This is a genomic window from Halomonas daqiaonensis, assembly GCF_900109725.1.
In the GTDB taxonomy this organism is placed as follows: domain Bacteria; phylum Pseudomonadota; class Gammaproteobacteria; order Pseudomonadales; family Halomonadaceae; genus Halomonas; species Halomonas daqiaonensis.
In genome coordinates this window covers 1-20,354 of record NZ_FOBC01000011.1, presented here as the reverse complement: position 1 = coordinate 20,354, position 20,354 = coordinate 1, and the positions used below count along the sequence as shown (strand labels likewise).

The window sequence follows — 20,354 nt, the reverse complement described above, 5'->3', positions numbered from 1 at the left end:
TGCGCCATGCAGCCAGGAGGCTATAGCGATAACGCCGCCTCGGCCAGCAAGTCGCCACCGTCCTCTGCCTGTTCGCGATAAGTGACGCGCAGGGTGCCGTTGCTGAGGGGCAGTCCACTCGGCGGTTGCAGTGCAATGCCCGCGTTGCGCAGGGGGTTGGGCGTATAGACGGCCACCCCATTGGCGCGGCCGATGACCTGCTCGGCGCCGCTTTGCGGGGTGAAGCTGACGGTCAGATCGCCGAAGACAGATTGCGTACCGCTGCGCTGCATCTGGAGGGCAAGCAGCGGTAATCCGCTTGCGGATCGCTGAAGCTGGAGCTGGGTCAAGGCAACATTGGCGTCTGTCGCGCCATGACGCACGATCACCGGGACAGAAGCGCCGACCAGCGCCGTCAGTTGAATGCCTATCTCGCCATCGGCGGCAGAGCCGGACTCGATGCTCCGACGTCCACTGGTGTCTGGCTGTTGCGCGAGCAGCAGGTGTGATCGATATTCGCCGGCCGCCAGATTGCCTGGCTTGCGTACCATGATACGAACCGCCTGACCGGCACCGGGCTCAAGGGTCACCTGGCGCGGCGAGTATTGCAGTAGAGACTCGGCAAACTGTTCACCCGGCAGAGGCGAAGCGATTTCAGAGAACTCACCGGTTTCACCCATGCGGCGGTTGACCAGGGAAATGCGATAGGTGGCGGTTTCGGTGCCATTGTTGATCAGCTCCAGCTGGGCCGAACGCTGGTTGCCCTCGAAGACGACTCGGGTGGGATACAGCATCAACTGGGCTAGCGCATGGCTCGCCGGCAACATGAACAGCAGGGCGCACAGGGTGGAGCGGGAGAGGAGCGTCATGCCACGTGCTTTCAGGGTCAAGGTCTTGGGAATCATTTTGGAATCCATTAATCGTTTGTTTCGTGAGTACCGGAAAGCATGTGGAACGATGGGCGCCACCCGGTCGAGACGCTCGAGAGACATCAGTTGTAGTTGACGATTACGCTGAAGGTGCCCGCGTAATCCCCCGGTCCTTGAGCAATACCGACATTGAGTGTCCCTCCGACTGTCAGGCTCTGGGACCCGCCCGCGCTGAGCTGGCCGCCGGCGCCGGAAGGGGCACTGGTAAAGGCGTTGATGAACATATCGCTGCCCGGGCCCGTGAGTGTCACGAAATCGTCGCCGGGTAACTGGATCGTATAGGTCGCTTGGGTATCGCCCGTTACCGTAAACTCGGCGGCAATGCCCTCACCCGAGCGGATCAACAGCACATCGCCGCCGGCACTGCGCTGGCCGCTAGGGCTGACCGCAACCGAGCCGCCACTGCCCGCCACGAAGCTGCCGAACGACAATCCCCGGTTATTCTGGATCACCATCTCCTGCGCCCAGCCATGGGAAGCCACGAGAGTGGCCAATAAGGCGCCAGCCGTGATCGCTGCCCATTTACGCTTCATCGCAATACCCCTGGATTGTTAATCTTGGTCTAGTTGTAGATGTAGACCTGAATTCATGAAATAAGTGCATCACCTGTTTTTATTCTATGAATAAATAGAAAGGCGATTCCCCGGGCTTGCCGGAAGATGCTTGCTTCAGGAGGAAAGTAACGCTGACATGAGTCAGCGCTTAATCAGGGTGGAGCCTCCGAAAGTTCCTTTCATAAGCCCACCCTGGTCTTCACCGGGCTGGCGCCCGGCTCGACATGTCGGTTATCGGTTAGTTGTACTCTACTGTTGCTGACACAACACCTGAGTAATTTCCGGCGACCTGAGCGGCACCCACTGACAACGTTCCGCCCAGATAGATGGTTTGATCACCCGCTGCGCTTAGGGTGCCTGTTAACACGTCCGCCGAGGCACCGCCGGTGCCGGTGAGGTCACTGATTTTTGCCAGTGCCATGGTCTCAGCTCCCGCTCCGGATGTGTTGGTCAGCACAGCGCCTGTCCATGAGATAGTGTAGGTTGCGTCAGCACCCCCGGTGACCAGGAATTGGGCAGCGGTCGGAGTGGGGCCAACGGTCGGGAGAATGGCATCCCCTGTTGCGGTTCGACTACCGTCAGTGTCAACCTTTACGGTACCTACAGCGGTGCCCGGGACGAATCGTCCAAAATCCAAGTTCACCGGGTTGGTGATCGCAATGGGCGCAATGACGGTTCCCGTAGCCGTGGTGTCCGTGGTTGCAGCAAAGCTGTTGGATGCCCCGAACGCACCAAGCGCGACGACGGAAGCCAGTACGGTAAGGCGGAAATTCTTGCGAATGAAAGAAGATGTGTTCATTTTCAATCCCCTATAAGCCATTGCCACGATGGTTTTGCGTGGGCAACTACTTGAGTTAACACCAGTTAGGGGAACCGTTCACACTGCGATGGGAAGGCATGAAGAATAACGTGCCCTGAACCAAGGTGGGGTGTTGGCGGTCCCGCTGTCTTGGGGCTGTTACACCCTTTAGACCGGTTACTTTGCGTCCCCGCCTTTCGACGGGTTTGCCTTTTTCTTTCTTACTAACTTCTTTTTCTTTACACTTTTGTGCCGACAAGTTGGGAAACTTCGTTCTGTCGGAGGCCGTATCACCCTTCCTTGGGTGAGTTGACCTGGGTGCATACTGGCTCAAGGCAGAGATTTCCACAAGAGGTTAATTCGAAAGGTATCCAATCAAAAACATGAATTGATTGCGTTGACTGTTATCCGATTGTTTTATAGGTAAGTTTATTTTGTGTCGAGTTATAAAACAGCGTTCTCTGATATTTCTAAGCCATCAATATCATGAAAAATTTGTCCAATGCCCACTTTGACACGACACGCCCTCTAAAACCCCCTATGTGTGCTGTCGTACAGATGGACGGGATTTTATTACCTACAATGTAGTCAAATAACATGAAGGTGAAAACGCCTGGATCTGTATCGGTTCGCCATATCTAGCCTTTTGACGGGAGAGCGCTGCTCACAAGGAACCCCCACCTTCCTGATCGGATCCATTTCCCATCAAGCCTAGCGCATCAGTATCAGCTAGCCCCGCCGGGAATTCCTCAATCACCAACATCGTGAATAAATCCGCGCTGGCAGTGTTTACTTTAGGCAACCGTCTTCATGGCCGGTCAGTGCTGATTCGGGAGAAACGATATGAAACAACGCATGCGTCTTTTCAGGAAGCACGCTGTGATCCTGGCCTCTCTGTCATTGATGACCCCTGGCTTTGCCCAGACGACAGAGTCGTCGGCCACTGATACAGAGATTATCACACTCGCTCAAGTTGCTGACTCTGTTGATAAAACAGAGGAGGAGCTACTGGCCGAGCAAGAGGCCGCCGCTCAGGCCGAAGCCGATGCCCAGGCCGAGCAGGAAGCTATCGCCCAAGCAGAAGCCGATGCCCAGGCCGAGCAGGAAGCCATCGCCCAGGCCGAGGCAGACGCCCAGGCCGAGCAGGAAGCCATCGCCCAGGCCGAGGCAGACGCCCTTGCCGAGCAGGAAGCCATTGCTCAGGCCGAAGCCGAAGCCCAGGCCGAGCAGGAAGCCGCTGATAAGGCAGAGGCAGACGCCCTGGCCGAGCAGGAAGCCATCGCCCAGGCCGAGGCAGACGCCCTTGCCGAGCAGGAAGCCGCTGATCAGGCAGAGGCAGAGGCCCTTGCCGAGCAGGAAGCTATCAAGCAAGCGGAGGCAAACACCGCCGCCGAGCAGGAAGCCATCGACAAGGCCGAAGCAGATGCCGTCGCCGAGCAGGAGGCCAGTGACAAGGCTGACGCCGAGGCTCTGGCCAAGGCCGAGGCAGACGCCCTCGCTGCGGTTGCCGGCCTGGATTCCCAGGAAGCCAGCATGACATCCGAGACGGTCGTGACCACGGAGTCCACCCGTACCAGCGATGAGGAGGTCAAGGCCGTGCCGGCGTCAGCAGAAGATGATGACGACAACCAGATGTGGAAATACCTCGGAGCCGCCGCGGCGGGTGCCGTCGTCGGGGCCCTGGTTCCGCAACTCGGTGGACGGGTCGTCGACAATCAAGGCGACCGCATGATCGTCGAGCGCGACGGCGAGTTGCATGTGCGCAAGGACGAGAACCTCCTGCTGCGTCGCCCAGGGGTAACCGAGACGAACGAATCCTTTGACGATGGCATCACCCGCTCCACCATCACCCGCGATGATGGCACCCGGATCGTGACCGTTCGAGATTCCGGTGGCTTCGTCCTCAAGCGCACGCGCTATCTGCCCGATGACACCGCTATCGTGCTGATCGACGAAACGAGCAAGGATGATAACTGGAGGTCTTCCGTCGACGTTGACGAATCCCTGCCTTCGCTTCGTTACGACCTGCCGGAAGATCGCTACGTGGTCGATTACCGGCGCGCGGATGAGGAGATCCTGCGCGAGGCATTGCTGGCACCACCGGTTCAGGAGTTCGATCGAGTCTTTACCCTGCGCCAGGTACGCGAAAGTTCTCGTGTCCGAGCCATGATGCCGCGCATCGATCTCAATGTTGTTCAGTTCGCGACCGGCTCGTCGGCCATTCAGTCCTCCGAGGCCGAGGCGCTGACTCTGATGGGTAACACCATGGCCGAGGTCATCGAAGAGAACACGGATGAGATTTTCCTGGTCGAAGGCCATACCGATGCTGTTGGATCGGACGTGATGAACCTGGTACTGTCCGACCGGCGAGCAGAAGCCGTCGCCCTGGCACTGACCGAATACTTCGCCATTCCCCCGGAAAACCTGATTGTACAGGGCTATGGTGAGCGCTATCTGAAACTGGAAACGCAGGGACCCAGCCAGGAAAACCGCCGCGCCAGTGTTCGGCGGATCACCCCATTGATCGATACCAGTATGTCCCGCCTCTAAGAAACCAAGGCAACGAAAAAGCCGACAGACACTGTGTCTGTCGGCTTCACGTCCTACTTTCATGGACTCTGTGGCCCATGCTACTCGACGGGATCAATCCGGACTTCCGCCTTTTGTTCCCGGCAATGTTTGACAGGTTGCCGTAGCGGCTCGTCACCCTGTCCGTAAAGACCCACCGTCAAGGTCCGGCGCAAAGGGTCGCCAATCAGGCGACCCGGCGATGCGGTGCTATTGCTGCTCCTGGCGCAAAGCTATACGCCCTTCGGTATCGAGGTAGACATAAACGGCGTGATCGTACTCCGCCAATCCGCTCAGGTAACGCTCCTCACCACAGCTTTTTCCATCCTTGGCAACAACGAGGCGGACAAGGCCGTTGTGGTACTCGGACAACTGCCTGGGGTCGCAGACCGCAATGCCGTCGATCTCGTTGGGCACGAAGGCCACCTGGCCATCGGGCTTCACATAGACGAGATCGCGGCCGGCGGAAAAGTCGGTGACGATCGGGGCCAGGCCATCCTGGAATCTGCCTGCTGTATCAATTGCCGCATTGGCTGCTTTTTTGCCTGGTTCTGCACCGAATGTGACGCTGTCGAAAACGAAGTCGTTGCGGTCCATGAAGGCGATATCGAAGGGTCCCGTCCAGACTTTCGCCAAGCCTTCCGAAAAGGCAGTTGTATTGTCCAGAGTCCATTTGCGCGGCAGTTGCAGTTGGCCATCCGGCGAGATGAAGCCGGCCTGACCATCGGCGACGCTTGCCGGGGCCAATCCGCCGGAAAAGGGGCCCGCTTCCGTGAAGTCTGATTCAATGGCCACGTTACCGGTGGCATCTATCCAGCCGTAACGGCGAGCATCGAATGACTGACCCACCTGAAACCACGCCAAGCCTTCGGAGAAGGTACCGAAGTCGCGGATGTCGCGCGTCTGGAGGGATTCAGGCAGTTCCTCGCGCCAATAGGTTTTACCGTCGCGGTCCACGAAGAACGATCGCTGCGGCTCATTGGTGAAGATGGCCGCGACGGTGCAGCCCTCTGAATACGCCACGAACGGGGACGTACCCCACCGCCGGCCATTGAACTCAAAGAGGGATCCCGACTCGTAGCGCGGTTCGACGACATAGTTGCCGGCGCGGTCGATAATGCCCCAGTCCTGCATGCCGCCGACCGCTGCCCTACCTTCGTGGAAGGCATGAGCCTGATCCCACTGCGGCGCGATGTGCCAGTCGCCGCTTCGGTCGACATAGCCCCATTTTCCGTCTTTCGGCATGGGATAGAGCGAGGCCTCGTCCGCTTCGGTCGGTTCTCTGCCGCAGGGAAACGGACCGTCGCCCGCGACCAGCGTCCCCGATGAGGCGGTGTCATTCCCAACCTGTGCAACGAGTGCGCCGCTGCACCCGTAATCTTCGGTGCTTCCGGTCAGACAACTTTTCACCGCCCCGAGAAGCATGTCTTTCGATGCTGCGTCGGGGTCCACCAGGAAAGTAAGCGATTGATCGACAAGGGCGGGATTGGGGTTTTCGGTGAAGGAGAACCCGATCCGGCAGGCACTGCCTTCCTGGCCGAGTACCCTGTATCTGGCTGCGGCGCCAAGCCCTATGCCGTCGCGGATCCCGTAGGTTGCGCTTGTGCAAGATCGCACTGCTTCGACGAAACACTCGCCATCTGCGCATGTTTCCTGGGTCTGTGCGTCGGCCTTGCCGCTTGAAAGCCCGGCAAACCCGGCAAGCGTCATCGCGGTGGTTAGAAAGACAACGTTGCGTGACATGAAACCCTCTTCTGGTGGTTACCCTTTCCGCCCAGCTCCCCTATAGGCTGATAGCTCAACTGTGCATCACGATCGGGCGGCGTTCCACGATGGAGTGACCGCCGGCGATGCCGTGCACCTGCTGAAAACCATAGATCAGATCCGGGTCGACGACTATCAGACGGAGCGTATAGGTCATCGACGTGCCCTCGACCATCAAGCTGTCAACTCCGACGAGGCGTGGCAGTTCATTCACGGGGCATCCCGCGACCACAGCGAGTTCGTCGTCGTCGATGTCCAGCTCGGGAACATTTGTCGCATCGTTGCCTTCGGGCAGCGATGGCTGCTTGCCAAAGCTCCAGTCGACCCCCGTCTCCCAGTCGAGAGAAAGATCTATTCCCTCCGGGTTGTCGGGAACGATGGTCAAGCGCCCATCGCGCATCTCGAGACGTCCTGTCTTCGGCGCCGGGGCAGCTGGGTGGGGCATCACCATCGGGCCCATCACCACGTATCCCGCCTTGGCTTCCGAGATCCATTTTCCCTCCAGCTGGCTCGCGACCTCTTCCAACGTCGAAGCATCGGTGACGCCACAGAAAGCTTCGTCATCCTGCGCCGCGGCGGGCACCGTCAAAACGGTGAAGAGCCCGATTGCTGCGAGTACAAGTTTCCTGATTACCATGCTTCCCTCCATAAGGCGGTGGGCCTGGTTACTTCACATCGCGGCGCAGCGGTATTTCAGTGTCCCGGGCTGTTCCGGTCCGACCAGCCAGCTGACTGACTGCTTGTTGTTCGGCCTGTTTAGTTGTGTATTATCGATTCAACTTTCGTGAGTTGGAGAACTGAGGTCAAGAGCCGGGCGCTTCAGTAACCCATTTTTCCAGGCAATATCAAGGGGAGAGAGTATTGACTAATTTCACCGAATGCAGCCCCATCGAGGCCGGTTTCTCTGAGGTCTACGATGCGCGTATCGCGCCCCGTCTGAGCGAACTGGAGCAGGAACGCCAGACGGTTCTGGCGGTTGCGAAACGGCACGCCGGGATCGCTCTGGCAGCGGGTGCGGTGCTCGGCCTGCTGTTCCTTTTTTTCGGCTCCGGCTCGGACGGGCTGGTGGGCGCGCTCGTGGGGTTCGGGATTCCGCTGGCATTCGGCGCGGTTGCGGCGCTGCTGCTGTGGAAACGCCAGGCCGCGAAATGGAGTGGTTCGGCCGCAGAGACGGTGATGCCGGTGGTCTGCGACTTTCTCGGAGACCTGACCCATGACCGCGAGGCGTTGAAGGGCTTTCCACTCGAGCGAATGCAGAAGCTGGGTGTGATCCGTCGCTTCAGCCGGGCGGAAATCAGCGATCGGCTGGAAGGAACCTACCGCGACGTGCCTTTCGAGATCGTCGAGGCGAAGCTGATCAACGACAAGAGAAAGAAGAGCACCAACGCCGACAACGATCATTCCAACAATTCCCCTACGACCCAGTTCAAGGGGCTTTTGATTCGCGTCGGCGTACCCGATCCGATCCCGGCGCGTATTCTCATCGCCCGAGACTATGGGCCGGGCAACAAGTTGATGAGCATGTTCGGCGGCGTGGGTCGTGACCTGCCGAGGATCGAGACCGGGCATGACGCATTCGAGAAGCTGTTCGAAGTCCATTCGGACAATCCCGACGCGGCCAGGCAAGTGCTGACACCAAGGTTTCTGGACAATTTTGTAAGGATTGCCGAGGCCGAAAGCGGGCGTCGTGGTGCCAAGGGGGTTGAAGCGGGATTTCACGATGAGTCATTCTTCATGGCGCTCGAACGCGAGGGTGACTTCCTGGCGTTGGGCAAGCTCACCACTCCAGCCGACGAGATCGAGGAAGAACTTCACGGTGTCTTCGACGACATCGCCACCGCTCGCCGAATCATCGACCGGTTACATGGCGATCACCCGGAAACCTGAGTGAAGAACGCCAAGAAAGGATTACCCCATGACGACCCTGGAAATCGCTGCCAACGGCCAGATCGGCCGATCGGCGTCATCAGCGATACCCACGGGCTGCTGCGTCCCGAGGCGCTGACGCTGCTGGAGGGCTGCGAGCTTATCCTGCATCTGGGTGACGTGGGCAGCCGCGACCAGGATGCCGCCATCCTCGAGCGGCTGGGTGAGCTGGCGCCAATGGTGGCTGTACGCGGCAACATCGATACCGCGCCCTGGGCCGACTCGCTGCCGATGACCCACGACTTCACCATCAACGGCTGGCGCCTGCACCTGGTGCATATCCTGGCCGAGTTCGACCCGGCTACCCCCTGCGATGCGGTGCTCCACGGCCACTCCCACAAGCCACGCAATGAATGGCAGGACGGCAAGCTTCTGTTCAACCCCGGCGCGGCGGGCAAGCGCCGCTTCCGTCTGCCCATTACCCTGGGCAAGCTGTGGGCCGACGAGCGCGGCCTGCGCGGCGCCATCCTGCACCTGCCGTTGTGAGTCTCAGCAACGGCAAAGGACCGATGACACAGAAGCGGGGAGAATGAGTGTGACGGAAGAAAGCAACTTGGCCCCCCGCCTGCGCGAGCTGCTGACGGGTCTGCCCGATGCGGCCGTGCCGATCACCTACCAGCAGGCCGCCGAGGCGCTGGGCTTGACGCCGCCGGGCACCATCCAGCGCGTCGCCCTGGCCCTGGAAGCGCTGATGCGCGAGGACGTTGCCGCCGGCCGCCCGATGATCGCCGCCCTGGTGGTCAGCCGCCGTGGCGACATGCCGCGGCAGGGCTTCTTCGAGCTGGCGGTAGAGCTCGACCGCTTCCCCGTCGACCCGGCAAGCCAGGAGGCGGCCTATCGTCGGGAGCTGGAGCGGGTCATGGAAGCACGATGATGGAATACCCCCGGGTTTCCCCCGGGGCGGGATGAATTCATTCGTACTTGTGCTTCCAGTCCTTGACCGCGACCTGCACCTTGAGAAGCTCCAGCATGTCCAGCAGCACCTGCTCGGTGACCTGTTCGGTATGAGGGTCGGTGCGTAGCCAGGCATCGAAGCCGCTATCGGCCAGGTGCTCCACCAGCGTGGAGAACTCCGGCGATTGCAGCCCTTGCAGGGCCTCGTTGACCAGGCGACAGGCCAGGTCGGAGATCGAAGCCTCGAGCCCCCGGGTTAGCTGGCTGCCCAGCGGCAGGCGTTCCAGCCGGCGAATCTCGGGGCTCTCCGCCAGGGTGCGGCCGACCAGGCCGCGCACGTAGCGTAGGATGTCGGGTCGATTATGTGTGTAGGCGTTTCCGGCCATGGCCTCCAGTCGCTGGCTGATCTCGTGGACCAACGCCTGCTGGCGGGGGCGTACCACCTGTTCCACCAACCCGCTGGAAAGCGAGTCGCTGGAGCGGATCTGAGACTGAACGTTATCCAGCAAGCGGATGGCGATGCGGTCGGTGAGCTCCTCCAGCAGGATGTCGTAATACTTGGCGACCACGCTGTAGAGGTACCAGCGGCGTACGTCGATCAGCCCCAGCCGCTGTAGCCGGTACAGCAGCGAGATGACGCGCAGGACGCGCAGCAGCCGGAAGCCGCTTACCGGGATGCAGCCCAGCACGTCGTACCAGTGCACGAAGGGATAGAAGAACCAGCGGTGGTAGCGTCGCTCGACGATGGCCACCGCCCAGCCCAGCAGCACGTCGAGCAGGAAGATGGCCACGAACCCCAGGTCGATCGCCAAGAAGCGAGCATGGATGTGCTGGTCGTAAGCGTCATACAGGCCGGGCGCCACGGCCTCGAATCCGGCGTTCAGGGGCGGCAGCAGGAAGAGGCTGTCGAACAGCAGCAGGGTCAGGTTGGCGATCACCAGCACGATGATGAACAGGTCCCACGCCAGATGGACCCGCTCCAGGCCGGTGCTGAGGGATCTCTTTCGGGTATCAGGCATGGCACCTCCTTGAGCCCTGTGCCGCAATGACTCCTCCCAGCCTAGAACGCTGGTCCGTCGGCGGCACTCTCTTCAAGCGACCTCCAAGCGACTTCGCCGTCTCAGCGGTTGGCCGAGAGTTCCAGCAGCAGCGGGGCGCCGGCAATCCCCTGCGCCAGGCGGCTGGCGAGAATCTCCAGGATGGCGTCATGTTCACCCGCCAGCCGTGTCGTGCTGACGCGCAGGCCGGGTGACTTGGCCATCGCCTGCTCGCAGATCTCTGCAATGTCGCCTCCTTCGCCGGCATGTCGCCCCGGCGAGAGGAACAGCATGGCGAGAATCACCTCGCTATCGGCCATCGCCTTTGAGCCCAGCAGGTCGACCAGCAGCGGTTCGTTGAAGCGGTAGGCCTCGCCGTCACGACGCTCCATGGAGGCAAAGGTGACGCAGCTGGCTTCCTGATGCAGCAACACGCTGAGTTGTCCGGCCAGATAGTTGCGCACCGCCGTGACCTCGGGGATCGGGCTGCCGTGGTCGACCAGCACCACCTTCGGCTTCGACAGACCTTCCATCCGCTCGCGCACGTTGTCGGCCAGCAATTGCGCCAGGCGCAGGTCCAGCGGCGCCTGACTATCCACTAGTGGCAACGCCACCTTCACGGCGAGCCGCGGATAGCGGGCCTGCACCTCGGCCAGGCGCTCGGGCAGATAGCGGGTCAACGCCTGGCTGGGGCCGAAGAAGAAGGGCAGTACCACCAGCTCGGTTGCGCCCTGCTCCGCCAGCTGTTCGGCCAGCGGCCCCAGCGATACCGCCTTGCGCCCTTCGAGGTCTTCCGCGGGAATCTTGTAGGAATGCAGCAGGGACGCGGCTTCGACCTCCTGGCCGGTGGCCTGGCCCAGGGCCTGTGCCAGGCGGCGCAGGTTGAGCGTGGCCTGGGCACGCAGGGAGCCGTTGTCGACGAGCAGGATCTTTCGCATGGAGGCCTCTTTGGCGCGGGACGAGGACCGAAGCAGACGGCACCAGGAGCCGTCACACTACCGGCCGGGCGCCGCCTGACGAGGCACCCGGGGGAAGAGAGGCGCTGTTTATTTGAAGCGAGAACGTGCCTTCTCGAGGGATTCGCTCAGCGAGGCCCAGGCCCGTTCCGCGCCGGCCTTGATGTCGTTCCAGGCTTCATCGCTGGAGTTGCGCAGCTCATCGAGCTTCTGGCGCAGCTCCTCGCGCTTCGCCTCGAGACGTTCGGCCTCCTTCTCGTTCTCCAGGCGGGCATCAGCCTCGGCGCCCTTGGCCTGGGCCCTCAGCTTGTCGATCTCGGCCTGCCACTCGTCCAGCTTGGCCTGCAGTTTCTGCTCGTAGGCTTCCTTGTTGCTCATGTCGTTGTCCTCGTTGTTGATTGTCTGGATGACCTCGAAACCCTCGAACGTCGGCGGGCCCAGATAGAGCCCCTCGCGTCGGCTCTGGCCGGCATTGGCGTGTGCCGCACGAAACGCCTCGGAGTGCGTCCAGGCCTCGAAGTCCTCGCGCGAACGCCAGACGGTGTGAGAGGCGTAAAGCACGTGATCCTCCTTCTCGGGGCCACGTAGCATGTGGAACTCGATGAAGCCGGGCAGGCCCTGCAGGTGCGTCTCCCGCTCCAGCCAGATCTGTTCGAATTCCTCCACTCTTTCCGGGTTGACCCGGAAGCGGTTCATGGCGATGAACAAGGAATTTTCTCCCATGGCCAGGTAGATGGTCGTTATCTGTTGACGATGACACCTTGCCCCGGGACAGGCAAGCAGGCGCAAGGGGACGGCGCGGAGTCCTGTCACGCCGAATTCGGCCAGCCCCCTCGGTTACGCCCGAGCGTTCGATGCAGAAGCCCGCTAGCGACCTCGCTCTTTCAGTAGCCACGCCCCCAGCCCGGCAACGGCGAGTCCCACGATGGCGAAGAGCATGAAGGTGGCCACATGGCCTTCGGCCCCGACAAGCCAGCCGGCCAGCGGGGAGCCGGCGACCTGGCCAATCGAAGTGGCGAGCAGCGGCAGCACCGGGGCGAAGGAGGGTGCCTCGGTCATGATCTGGGTGCTCCTGACCAGGTAGAAGCCGCTGAGAGTCATGTAGCCGGCACCGAACAGGGCCGCGGAGACCAGGGCGAGGGCGAAGTTGCCGGGGTCCAAGGCCAGCAGCGCGAGGCTGGCGGACGTCACCACGAGGCCGGCAGCGTGGCTTGCGGCCGGCCCGAAACGCGAGATGAGATCACCGGCACCAGCACCCAACAGCCCGCCGAGACCCACCGCCAGCCACATCCAGGCGGTCTGGCTCGGCAACAGCCCCCCGGCATTGATCACCGCATCGGGAGCAAACACCCAGTAGGCCGCGCTTACGCCCCCCATGCCGACGGCCAGGCCGCTCAGCCGAGCGATCCCGAGCCACTGCTCTCGGCTCGCCTGCAGGGCGATCGGGCGGGGTCCCGATGCTGAGACACGGTCTTCCTTGGGCAGATACAAGAGGGCCGCCAGGGTGCCCAGTGCCGCCAGGGCGGCAAAGGCGATATAGGCGCTGCGCCAGGCCTCCGCCCAGATCAGCACCGCCGGCATGGCGATGGCGATGCCCAGGCTGGTACCCGCATTGATGGTGGCATTGACCCGCCCGCGCAGGGCGAACGGCACGACCTTGTGAACCGTCTCCGCCATGACCGGCGACGACAGACCGGTGCTGATCCCGCAGATCAGCACGCCGATGGCCAGCAACAGCGATGACGGTGCCAGAGCGATCGTCACCAGCCCGACCCCGGCCAGGCCGGCGGCCGTTACGCCCGTGCGGCGAATCCCGAGGTGGCGCGTCACCCAGGTGGCGGCGAGGATCGCGAAGACGAAGCTCAGGAAAGGCAGGGCGCCTATCACCCCCGCCATGGTCGGGGAGATCGTCAGCTCGTCGCGCATCGCGGGCAGGAAGAGCCCGAACACGAAGCGGGCCAGTCCGTAGGTGATGCCAATGATCCCGCTTCCGAGTGCCGCCATGCCGAGGGGGGAAAGGGGCCTCATCGGGTCTCGCTCCGTGCTGTAATGAGGAGGGTGTCGACCACCGCCCGAGTGTCGGACAGGGCCGTCTGCGCGCCCAGCAGGGCCACCGCCGTATTGCTGCCTTCCAGTACCAGGAAGACGCTACGCGCCAGGCCGGCGTGGTGACTCAGTCCGTCGCTTGCCACGGCGGCTTCCAGGCGTGCCAGCAGGTCGGTCTTGGCGGCCGCCGCCAGGGCATGGATCTCGGCGCTGTGCTCGGCGAACTCGCCCATTGCCTTGGCCATGATGCAGCCGTGCTGGCTGTAGCGTTCCAGCCAGTCGCCATGCGCATCGACCAGGGCTCGCGTCGCCTGGCCCGACGAGGCGGCGGCCGCTGCCGCATCGAGGCTGGCCATGAAGCGTTCGTGGCGGGCCGCCAGGACGGCCGCCACCAGAGCCTCCTTGGAGGCGAAGTGGTTGTAGAGCGTCATGCGCACCACCCCGGCGGCCGCCACGATGCGGTCGATCCCGGTGGCGTGGAACCCCTCTTCATAGAAAAGCTGCTCGGCCGTGGCGAGCAACTGGTCATGCTTGGAGGTGGGCATCGATGGCTGTTCCTATATAGACTGATCTATCTAAATGAAGCCCATATAAATCCAGGCCATGCGGTGGTGTCAAGCGATGCGGCACTTTGGCTCCGTGCCTACTGATTGGCTGACAGGCCATGGTTGCTGATAGGGTGCGGTAGAACTTTGTATACTCACAATATTCTTCCAGGAGTCACCATGAGCCATACGCCGCACGAACTTGCTGAAGAGTTTCCCCAGCATGCTGACCGCATCCATGACCTAAAGCAGTCTGACGCCCATTTCGCGAATCTGGCCGAGGATTACCATGAGATAAATCGGCAAATCCATCGAATGGAGACGGAAGTCGAGCCGGTAGCCACCCACATAGAAGAAGAGGCCCGCAAGGAGCGTCTCGCCCTCAAGGACAAGATCGCGGCGTACCTTGAGCAAGCTGTTTCGGCCTAGGTCCAGCCCGGGTGTTCACGTGGCCTCTATTCACTTGAACGAGTGATCGCATGCAGACCATCGGACTGATCGGTGGCATGAGCTGGGAATCGACCCAGACCTATTACCGCCTGATCAACCAGCAGGTGAGAGAGCGGCTGGGCGGCCTGCACTCGGCAAGGCTGGTGCTTTACAGCGTCGACTTTGCCGAGATCGAGGCCCTGCAGCACCGCGGCGACTGGGATGCCACCGCCGAGATACTGGGCTCGGCGGCCCAGGCGCTCGAGGCTGCCGGGGCTGACTTCCTCGTACTCTGTACCAATACCATGCACAAGGTCGCCCCACAGATAGAGAGCACGGTCGCGATTCCCCTGCTGCATATCGCGGATGCCACGGCCAGCCTGTTGCTCGACGACGACGTGACCCGCGTAGGGCTGCTGGGAACCCGCTTCACGATGGAGCAGGCGTTCTACCGCGAAAGGCTCGAAGCGCGCGGTATCGAGGTGCTGGTGCCCGGCGATGCGCAGCGGGAGGTGATACACGACGTTATCTACCGGGAGCTCTGCCAGGGGGTGATCACGCCGGAATCAAAAGCCGCCTACCTCGGTGTGGTGGACACCCTGGCCCAGCGAGGCGCCCAGGGAGTGATCCTGGGTTGTACCGAGATAGGGCTGCTGATCCAGGCGGGGGATACCGACGTCTCGCTCTACGACACCTCGGCCATACATGCCGAGCAGGCGGTGCACCGGGCGCTTCCGGCAGGGTCGCTTGACCCTTGAGCCGAATCGCCCGATGACTCGGCTCAATCAATGAGCCGAATTATCTCCCTATTCGGTTCACCGTATCCTTCGGGTGCCGCCGATGAATGCTTCCTCTACGACGCCGACCTGGATCTGGCAGGAGCCCGACTGGCCTGAATTCCATTGGCGGGCCGTCGTGATTCAGCCCCGGCTCCAGGAGGCATGGCGGTCTCTCGGTATCCTGTTAGGGAGAGTAGGCTCCCTTCCCTTTGGCAATGATCCGGCAGTGATGCTGGATACCCTGTTGCAGAACATCATCACTTCCTCGGCCATCGAAGGGGAGCGGCTCAATGCGGCGTCGGTGCGCTCCTCCTTGGCGAAGCGGCTGGGCGTGAAGGAGACGGGGAGAGCGGTATCACCGCGATCGGAAGGGCTGGCCGAGATTATGATGGATGCCATCGGCTCGCCCAACGCGGTGCTGACTCGCGAGAGGCTCTTCCAGTGGCATCGCTGGCTGTTCCCTGATGCCGAGGCATCGCTGGCCAAGCTTCGGGTGGGCCAGTGGCGAGGCGAAGAACCGATGCAGGTGGTTTCCGGGTGTCTCGACAAGCCCAGATTACACTTCGGGGCCCCACCAAAAGGGATTTTGGAAGACGAAATGGCTGCCTTCCTGACGTGGTTCGAGGAGAGCCGCCACGATCCCGCTCTGGATCCCTTGCTGCGCGCCGGCATTGCCCACTTCTGGTTCGTCACCCTGCATTCCTTCGAGGACGGCAACGGTCGCCTGGCTCGTGCCATTGCCGACTGGGCACTGGCCCAAGCCGACCGACAGAGCATTCGTCTCTACGCCATGTCGGCGGCGATCCTGGCCGAGCGCCAGGACTACTATCGGGTGCTCGAAGGCAGCCAGCGCGGCACCACCGATCTCACCGACTGGCTGGCCTGGTTTCTCGACATCCTGCTGCAGACCCTGACGGATGCCCTGGCCGACATCGACCGCACCCTGGACAAGACACGCTTCTGGCATCGCTTCGCCGATGCCGGCCTGTCATCGGAGCAGATCAAGGTGCTCAATCGGTTGCTGGATGGCGGCGAAAGGGGTTTCGAGGACGGTATCAGTGCCGCCCAGTACCAGAAGGTCGCGAAGGTCAGCAAGGCCACCGCCACTCGGCACCTTTCTGATCTACTAGCCAAGGGCTGCCTGGAGAAGTTGCCTGGGGGAGGGCGCAGCACGCGCTACCGGGTAGCCCTCAAGTTGGATGGTCGTATCCGACCGACGATGACACCTCGCCTCCGCCGGGGCAAGATGGACCAGGCGAGCCCATCACGGCAACGGAACCCCTTTGATGACCGCTTATGAGCAGGCACCGGCCACCCCGTGCCGTTTGACGCTGCGCTTCAAGGACCCCGCCCTGGAGCGGGCCTTCCTGCGTGACTCCCTGGAGAGAGTCCGCCTGCATGGGCGCACGGCGATCGGCGTCGGCATGCTGGTCTACCTGCTCTGCGGCCTGCTGGATATCTGGCATGTGCCAGGGGACGCCCTGGGCGGAGTCTGGGCGACGCGGCTCACCGCCCTGACGGTGCCCGCCCTGGTGCTGCTGGCGACCTTCACGCCGCTGTTCGCGCGCTTCTCCCAGCTGCTGCTCTCTTGCGTCTGCTTGGCCGCCGGTGTCGGCCTGATCGCTATCCAGGCGCAGTTGCCCGTCGAGAGCGCACACTACTATTACCCTGCCCTGATGATGCTCACCTTCTATACCTACAACTTCATCGGGCTGCGCTTTCCCCATGCGCTTGCCATCGATGTGGCCCTGCTCGTCGCCTACAACCTGGTGTGCGGCGTCTGGCTGGACTACCCGCCACACATCCTCCTGGGCCACGACATCTTCATCGTCTCCTCCAACCTGATCGGCGGCACCACCGGCTACCTGGTGGAGCAGCAGCGTCGGCTGCTGTTCCTCAGGACCCGCGAGCTCCGGCAGCAGCGTCAGTACCACCTTGAGCGCTCGCAGCACGACTCGCTCACCGGCCTGCCCAATCGCTACCTGCTCCACGAACGGATCGAGCAAGCGATGGCCGGCAGCCAGGGCCATGACATGCGCCATGCTGGCTGCTTCATCGACCTGGACGGCTTCAAGGCCCTCAACGACCGTCTCGGTCATGAGGTGGGGGATCGTCTGCTGACCCAGGTGGGGGAGCGGCTGAAGGCCTGCGTGCGCAAGGCCGACACCGTGGCGCGACTCGGCGGCGACGAGTTCTTCGTGCTCGCCATCGGTTTGGAGAGCGAGCGCGATGCGACGGTACTGGTGGAAAAGCTGCTGGCGGCCTTGCGCGAACCTTTCCCCGACGTGCCGGACGACCTCCGCCTGCATGCCAGCGTCGGGGTCTGCCTCTTCCCCTACCCGGGCATGAGCGTGTCGGGGATCATCCACCACGCCGACATGGCCATGTATCGGGTGAAGGCCGGAGGCAAGGATGGCTACCACATCGCCTGACCGGCCCGGATTCCTCGTTAACCTCTTGCAGGCCCTGCCCGATGTCTTGGCCGACAGCGACCGAGCCCAGGCGAAGCCCCGCTCCTGACAGCGATTCGCCGATGCTGCCCTATCGAAGTAGCCCTGGGGAAGGCGCAGCATGCGCTACCAGGTAGCTCCATGGTGGTAGAACCTTCACAGCGAACAGGGAGGCTGCATGAGTGAGATCGTGATTTTCGAGGATGCCAGCCAGCCGGTGGAAGTCCGCCTGGAAGGCGAGACGGTCTGGCTCACGCAGAAGCAAATGGCAGAGCTGTTCGGGACCACGCCGGAAAATATCCTGATGTACCTCAAGAATGTGTATCGGGAGGAAGATCTGTCGGAATCGGCAACTGCTAAGGATTTCATAGTAGTTCGCCAGGGGGGAGGCGCCAGGTCCGGCGCAGGCTCAAGCACTACAACCTCGATGCGGTGATCTCCGTGGGCTATCGGGTCAGTTCCTGGCGCGCCACCCGGTTCCGCCAGTGGGCCACCCGCGTCCTACGCGAGCACCTGACCCAGGGCTACAGCCTCAACGAGCACCGCCTGGCCCAGCAGGGCCTGGCCCAGCAGGGCCTGGCCGAGCTGGAGCAGGCCGTGGAGCTGCTCGGCCAGACGCTCACCAGGCAAGAACTGGTTTCCGATGTGGGCAGGAGGTGGTGAGCCTGATCCTCGGTTACGCCCGTACCTGGCGGCTCTTGCAGGACTACGACGAAGGAGCGCTCGGCGTACCTCCGGGTGCTCGGCCGGCCCGGCGAACGCCATAAACGCCAGGAGACCTGGAGCGAGGCCAATCCGGAAGGCCGCTGGCGCCGCTACAGCCGGGAGGAAATCGTCAAGCGCGACAAGACCAGCCTGGATATCTTCTGGCTGCGCGACCAGTCCCAGGGCGACTTGGAAAACCTGCCCGAGCCCGACGACATCGCCGCGGACATCATCGAGAACCTGGAATCCGGCCTGGAAAGCTTCCGGAGCGTCCTGTCGACGCTGCAGGCCTGAATGCCGCCATCGAGTGCAGGGCGCGCCGGGTGCATCGCTGCTACCCTGTGTGAAACATTAGAATAACCAACAGGGAACGATCATGGACGATGCCCCGGAGCCGCACATTACCCTGCACCCGCACTCCCGCCAGGCGCAGGTCATCATCGACGGCACCCTGCTTGCCGACACTACCCACCCCGTCGAACTCCGAGAACGCGGCTACCCGCCGCGCCAGTATATTCCCCGCGACGACGTGCGGATGGGTCTTCTTACCCTCTCCGAGACCGTGACCCACTGCCCGTTCAAGGGCGATGCCCGCTATTTCTCCTTTGGCGAGCACAAGGATGTGGCGTGGAGCTATCAGCGGCCGAAAGAAGGGATGGAGGCGATTGCGGGGATGTTGGCGTTTTACGAAGGGGTGAGCGAATGACGCTTATCGACCCAAAGCGGATGTGCCGGAAAATGCATCCGACGCTCGTACCTTGCGTGGCTGGTGGCTGTTTCTATGCACCCAAGAGAGATTAGATGGAATTCCTAATAAAAATTGCACCGGGAATAATCACGGCAATACTTGGCTCATACTTGGCAGCAAGATGGTCAATGAAGAAGTTCTATTCGAAAAAATGGTGGGATAGCAAAGAGCATGCATATGCAGAGATAATTGACGCACTCTATGACGTGATCCAGTACTGTGAGATAAAGAAGGAAGACTATGGACAAGGCAACGGCTACCCTTTAGAAAAAGAGTCTGAGTTCTCATCAAACTATACTGCTGCGTTCTGGAAGATTAAGAGAGCTACCGATGTTGGCGCTTTCGTAATATCGGCCGAGGCACAGAATGTACTCGAAAATCTTAGGGAGCGCCCGAAGCTTAACTGGGAAGATAACCCTTCTTGGGACATCTATGAAGAGGACTATGAGGCTCACCTAAATTCACTCAATAAGATCGTTGAACTGGCAAAGAAGGACTTGGGTGCCAAAAATGCATAACAAGGCCAGCCACGGCGACGTCTACTACATTGCGGCTTCGCCTCCATTTCTTAGCCACGCGAGCTGAGCGGCATTAGCTGCTGTGAGTTCATACATGACGATTCCTGAAATTATTTCGACAGTTAAAGACATCTTGCTGGGTGCCGCTGCCGTAACAACGGCAACAGTTGCCGTTGTTGGCTTGAAAAACTGGAGCCGCGAACTCCGCGGAAAAACCGAGTTCGAAGCTGCGCGGAATCTGATGAAGACGACCTATCGAGTAAGGGATGAATTACTATACAGCCGATCACCTTTCGTCGGCGCTGGGGAGTTTCCTTCAGACTATCCGGGGCCACAAACCGCAAAAGCAGATCAAGAAGCACAAGCCTGGAACTATATATACATGCACCGCTCCCGAGTTCGACACTTCCAGTCCGATTTTGGCCAGAAATCCGCACCTGTGGTCTGAGAATTCAGTAGCTTAGAGAATTCTGGCCGCATTCTTTGTAGTGACACGTTTTTCTAGTGGCACCTTGCCATTCGTAGCGCCTACGGTCTATCGTGATGACATGTTCGTCAAAGTCACCAAATCCGGCCCGCGCCGCTACGTCAAACTCGTCGAGTCCTTCCGGGACGAGGCCGGCAAGTCGCGCCAACGCGTGATCGCGACACTGGGTCGCCTCGAGGCCGTCACGGCCGGGGAATCCAGCGCGCTGATCAATGGCTTGCTGCGTGTCTCTGGCCAGCCG

24 protein-coding genes, 2 pseudogenes and 1 riboswitch are annotated in these 20,354 nt (G+C 61.4%); of the genes and pseudogenes, 15 read left to right on the top strand and 11 right to left on the bottom strand.

Annotation, left to right across the window (positions count from 1 at the left end; all coding sequences use genetic code 11):
- Positions 1-20 precede the first annotated feature (20 nt).
- From BMY30_RS10245 to BMY30_RS10235, 3 genes are all read right to left on the bottom strand, one after another.
- Positions 21-884 (bottom strand): fimbrial biogenesis chaperone, encoded by an 864-nt coding sequence (locus BMY30_RS10245; protein ID WP_211607298.1) that lies wholly within the window; start codon positions 882-884, stop codon positions 21-23.
- Between the two features lie 86 nt (positions 885-970).
- Positions 971-1,441 (bottom strand): DUF4402 domain-containing protein, encoded by a 471-nt coding sequence (locus tag BMY30_RS10240; RefSeq protein WP_089713286.1) that lies wholly within the window; start codon positions 1,439-1,441, stop codon positions 971-973.
- Positions 1,442-1,700: 259 nt separating this feature from the next.
- Entirely contained in the window at positions 1,701-2,261 is a 561-nt protein-coding gene (locus tag BMY30_RS10235) for a DUF4402 domain-containing protein (RefSeq protein WP_170840112.1), read from the bottom strand.
- Between the two features lie 132 nt (positions 2,262-2,393).
- Positions 2,394-2,482, bottom strand: a riboswitch (cyclic di-GMP riboswitch).
- A gap of 622 nt (positions 2,483-3,104) precedes the next feature.
- On the opposite strand from BMY30_RS10235, the gene BMY30_RS10230 reads away from it, so the two are divergent.
- The gene (locus BMY30_RS10230; RefSeq protein WP_139195508.1) at positions 3,105-4,811 is read left to right on the top strand and encodes an OmpA family protein; all 1,707 of its coding nucleotides are present in this window, start codon (positions 3,105-3,107) and stop codon (positions 4,809-4,811) included.
- A 228-nt stretch (positions 4,812-5,039) separates the two neighbouring features.
- Here the strand turns inward: BMY30_RS10230 and BMY30_RS10225 are convergent, their stop codons facing one another.
- Both BMY30_RS10225 and BMY30_RS10220 read right to left on the bottom strand, forming a co-directional pair.
- Positions 5,040-6,572, bottom strand: a complete 1,533-nt coding sequence (locus tag BMY30_RS10225) for a WG repeat-containing protein (protein ID WP_089713280.1) — start codon at positions 6,570-6,572, stop codon at positions 5,040-5,042.
- A gap of 55 nt (positions 6,573-6,627) precedes the next feature.
- Positions 6,628-7,230, bottom strand: coding sequence for a hypothetical protein (locus BMY30_RS10220; RefSeq protein ID WP_089713278.1), 603 nt, complete (start codon positions 7,228-7,230; stop codon positions 6,628-6,630).
- 224 nt (positions 7,231-7,454) lie between these two features.
- On the opposite strand from BMY30_RS10220, the gene BMY30_RS10215 reads away from it, so the two are divergent.
- From BMY30_RS10215 to BMY30_RS10205, 3 genes are read left to right on the top strand one after another with little or no spacing between them, the layout of a single operon-like run.
- Positions 7,455-8,480 carry a DUF3137 domain-containing protein gene (locus BMY30_RS10215; RefSeq protein WP_089713276.1) on the top strand — a complete coding sequence of 342 codons (1,026 nt, stop codon included), beginning with the start codon at positions 7,455-7,457 and terminating at the stop codon, positions 8,478-8,480.
- On the top strand, positions 8,481-9,005 hold the full coding sequence (locus BMY30_RS10210) for a metallophosphoesterase family protein (protein ID WP_089713273.1): 525 nt from the start codon (positions 8,481-8,483) through the stop codon (positions 9,003-9,005). It begins immediately after the preceding gene.
- Positions 9,006-9,048: 43 nt separating this feature from the next.
- Positions 9,049-9,393, top strand: coding sequence for a hypothetical protein (locus tag BMY30_RS10205; protein ID WP_089713271.1), 345 nt, complete (start codon positions 9,049-9,051; stop codon positions 9,391-9,393).
- A 37-nt stretch (positions 9,394-9,430) separates the two neighbouring features.
- On the opposite strand, the gene BMY30_RS10200 is transcribed toward BMY30_RS10205, so the two are convergent.
- From BMY30_RS10200 to BMY30_RS10175, 6 genes and pseudogenes are all read right to left on the bottom strand, one after another.
- Complete coding sequence (locus BMY30_RS10200; protein ID WP_089713269.1) at positions 9,431-10,432, bottom strand: ion transporter; 1,002 nt, start codon at positions 10,430-10,432, stop codon at positions 9,431-9,433.
- A 101-nt stretch (positions 10,433-10,533) separates the two neighbouring features.
- Positions 10,534-11,388 (bottom strand): sirohydrochlorin chelatase, encoded by an 855-nt coding sequence (locus tag BMY30_RS10195; RefSeq protein WP_089713267.1) that lies wholly within the window; start codon positions 11,386-11,388, stop codon positions 10,534-10,536.
- A 108-nt stretch (positions 11,389-11,496) separates the two neighbouring features.
- The gene (locus BMY30_RS18565; protein ID WP_089713451.1) at positions 11,497-11,784 is read right to left on the bottom strand and encodes a sll1863 family stress response protein; all 288 of its coding nucleotides are present in this window, start codon (positions 11,782-11,784) and stop codon (positions 11,497-11,499) included.
- 12 nt (positions 11,785-11,796) lie between these two features.
- A pseudogene (gene hmuQ, locus BMY30_RS10185) lies at positions 11,797-12,114 on the bottom strand (heme-degrading protein HmuQ); the annotation flags it as partial.
- 159 nt (positions 12,115-12,273) lie between these two features.
- Positions 12,274-13,434, bottom strand: a complete 1,161-nt coding sequence (locus tag BMY30_RS10180) for an MFS transporter (RefSeq protein ID WP_089713265.1) — start codon at positions 13,432-13,434, stop codon at positions 12,274-12,276.
- Positions 13,431-13,997, bottom strand: a complete 567-nt coding sequence (locus BMY30_RS10175) for a TetR/AcrR family transcriptional regulator (RefSeq protein ID WP_089713263.1) — start codon at positions 13,995-13,997, stop codon at positions 13,431-13,433. The genes BMY30_RS10180 and BMY30_RS10175 overlap by 4 nt, the downstream gene beginning before the upstream one ends.
- A 180-nt stretch (positions 13,998-14,177) precedes the next feature.
- Here BMY30_RS10175 and BMY30_RS10170 point away from each other — a divergent pair, with 180 nt between their 5' ends.
- From BMY30_RS10170 to BMY30_RS10130, 11 genes and pseudogenes are all read left to right on the top strand, one after another.
- Positions 14,178-14,426, top strand: coding sequence for an HP1242/YdcH family protein (locus BMY30_RS10170; protein ID WP_089713261.1), 249 nt, complete (start codon positions 14,178-14,180; stop codon positions 14,424-14,426).
- 50 nt (positions 14,427-14,476) lie between these two features.
- Positions 14,477-15,184, top strand: a complete 708-nt coding sequence (locus BMY30_RS10165) for an aspartate/glutamate racemase family protein (protein WP_089713259.1) — start codon at positions 14,477-14,479, stop codon at positions 15,182-15,184.
- Between the two features lie 82 nt (positions 15,185-15,266).
- Entirely contained in the window at positions 15,267-16,505 is a 1,239-nt protein-coding gene (locus BMY30_RS10160) for a Fic family protein (RefSeq protein WP_089713257.1), read from the top strand.
- Complete coding sequence (locus tag BMY30_RS10155) at positions 16,492-17,637, top strand: GGDEF domain-containing protein (protein ID WP_089713256.1); 1,146 nt, start codon at positions 16,492-16,494, stop codon at positions 17,635-17,637. Before BMY30_RS10160 ends, BMY30_RS10155 begins: the two co-directional genes overlap by 14 nt.
- A gap of 196 nt (positions 17,638-17,833) precedes the next feature.
- Positions 17,834-18,091 carry a virulence RhuM family protein gene (locus BMY30_RS18150; RefSeq protein WP_244516178.1) on the top strand — a complete coding sequence of 86 codons (258 nt, stop codon included), beginning with the start codon at positions 17,834-17,836 and terminating at the stop codon, positions 18,089-18,091.
- A 5-nt stretch (positions 18,092-18,096) separates the two neighbouring features.
- Positions 18,097-18,318 (top strand): RhuM family protein, encoded by a 222-nt coding sequence (rhuM, locus tag BMY30_RS18145; RefSeq protein WP_244516177.1) that lies wholly within the window; start codon positions 18,097-18,099, stop codon positions 18,316-18,318.
- A 75-nt stretch (positions 18,319-18,393) separates the two neighbouring features.
- The gene (locus BMY30_RS10145; RefSeq protein WP_089713253.1) at positions 18,394-18,654 is read left to right on the top strand and encodes a type I restriction endonuclease subunit M; all 261 of its coding nucleotides are present in this window, start codon (positions 18,394-18,396) and stop codon (positions 18,652-18,654) included.
- A gap of 82 nt (positions 18,655-18,736) precedes the next feature.
- Complete coding sequence (locus BMY30_RS10140; RefSeq protein WP_089713252.1) at positions 18,737-19,066, top strand: DUF427 domain-containing protein; 330 nt, start codon at positions 18,737-18,739, stop codon at positions 19,064-19,066.
- A 95-nt stretch (positions 19,067-19,161) separates the two neighbouring features.
- Positions 19,162-19,626, top strand: a complete 465-nt coding sequence (locus BMY30_RS10135) for a hypothetical protein (RefSeq protein ID WP_139195507.1) — start codon at positions 19,162-19,164, stop codon at positions 19,624-19,626.
- Positions 19,627-19,720: 94 nt separating this feature from the next.
- The gene (locus tag BMY30_RS17635; protein ID WP_139195506.1) at positions 19,721-20,074 is read left to right on the top strand and encodes a hypothetical protein; all 354 of its coding nucleotides are present in this window, start codon (positions 19,721-19,723) and stop codon (positions 20,072-20,074) included.
- Between the two features lie 100 nt (positions 20,075-20,174).
- Positions 20,175-20,354: pseudogene (locus BMY30_RS10130) on the top strand (IS1634 family transposase); the annotation flags it as partial.

What these genes read in the sequence shown, in the direction of transcription:
- BMY30_RS10245 (WP_211607298.1), bottom strand. Translation starts at nt 884, where the DNA reads ATGATTCCCAAGACCTTGACCCTGAAAGCACGTGGCATGACGCTCCTC.
- BMY30_RS10240 (WP_089713286.1), bottom strand. Translation starts at nt 1,441, where the DNA reads ATGAAGCGTAAATGGGCAGCGATCACGGCTGGCGCCTTATTGGCCACT.
- BMY30_RS10235 (WP_170840112.1), bottom strand. Translation starts at nt 2,261, where the DNA reads ATGAACACATCTTCTTTCATTCGCAAGAATTTCCGCCTTACCGTACTG.
- BMY30_RS10230 (WP_139195508.1), top strand. Translation starts at nt 3,105, where the DNA reads ATGAAACAACGCATGCGTCTTTTCAGGAAGCACGCTGTGATCCTGGCC.
- BMY30_RS10225 (WP_089713280.1), bottom strand. Translation starts at nt 6,572, where the DNA reads ATGTCACGCAACGTTGTCTTTCTAACCACCGCGATGACGCTTGCCGGG.
- BMY30_RS10220 (WP_089713278.1), bottom strand. Translation starts at nt 7,230, where the DNA reads ATGGTAATCAGGAAACTTGTACTCGCAGCAATCGGGCTCTTCACCGTT.
- BMY30_RS10205 (WP_089713271.1), top strand. Translation starts at nt 9,049, where the DNA reads ATGAGTGTGACGGAAGAAAGCAACTTGGCCCCCCGCCTGCGCGAGCTG.
- BMY30_RS10200 (WP_089713269.1), bottom strand. Translation starts at nt 10,432, where the DNA reads ATGCCTGATACCCGAAAGAGATCCCTCAGCACCGGCCTGGAGCGGGTC.
- BMY30_RS10195 (WP_089713267.1), bottom strand. Translation starts at nt 11,388, where the DNA reads ATGCGAAAGATCCTGCTCGTCGACAACGGCTCCCTGCGTGCCCAGGCC.
- BMY30_RS18565 (WP_089713451.1), bottom strand. Translation starts at nt 11,784, where the DNA reads ATGAGCAACAAGGAAGCCTACGAGCAGAAACTGCAGGCCAAGCTGGAC.
- BMY30_RS10180 (WP_089713265.1), bottom strand. Translation starts at nt 13,434, where the DNA reads ATGAGGCCCCTTTCCCCCCTCGGCATGGCGGCACTCGGAAGCGGGATC.
- BMY30_RS10175 (WP_089713263.1), bottom strand. Translation starts at nt 13,997, where the DNA reads ATGCCCACCTCCAAGCATGACCAGTTGCTCGCCACGGCCGAGCAGCTT.
- BMY30_RS10170 (WP_089713261.1), top strand. Translation starts at nt 14,178, where the DNA reads ATGAGCCATACGCCGCACGAACTTGCTGAAGAGTTTCCCCAGCATGCT.
- BMY30_RS10165 (WP_089713259.1), top strand. Translation starts at nt 14,477, where the DNA reads ATGCAGACCATCGGACTGATCGGTGGCATGAGCTGGGAATCGACCCAG.
- BMY30_RS10160 (WP_089713257.1), top strand. Translation starts at nt 15,267, where the DNA reads ATGAATGCTTCCTCTACGACGCCGACCTGGATCTGGCAGGAGCCCGAC.
- BMY30_RS10155 (WP_089713256.1), top strand. Translation starts at nt 16,492, where the DNA reads ATGACCGCTTATGAGCAGGCACCGGCCACCCCGTGCCGTTTGACGCTG.
- BMY30_RS18150 (WP_244516178.1), top strand. Translation starts at nt 17,834, where the DNA reads ATGAGTGAGATCGTGATTTTCGAGGATGCCAGCCAGCCGGTGGAAGTC.
- BMY30_RS10140 (WP_089713252.1), top strand. Translation starts at nt 18,737, where the DNA reads ATGGACGATGCCCCGGAGCCGCACATTACCCTGCACCCGCACTCCCGC.
- BMY30_RS10135 (WP_139195507.1), top strand. Translation starts at nt 19,162, where the DNA reads ATGGAATTCCTAATAAAAATTGCACCGGGAATAATCACGGCAATACTT.
- BMY30_RS17635 (WP_139195506.1), top strand. Translation starts at nt 19,721, where the DNA reads ATGACGATTCCTGAAATTATTTCGACAGTTAAAGACATCTTGCTGGGT.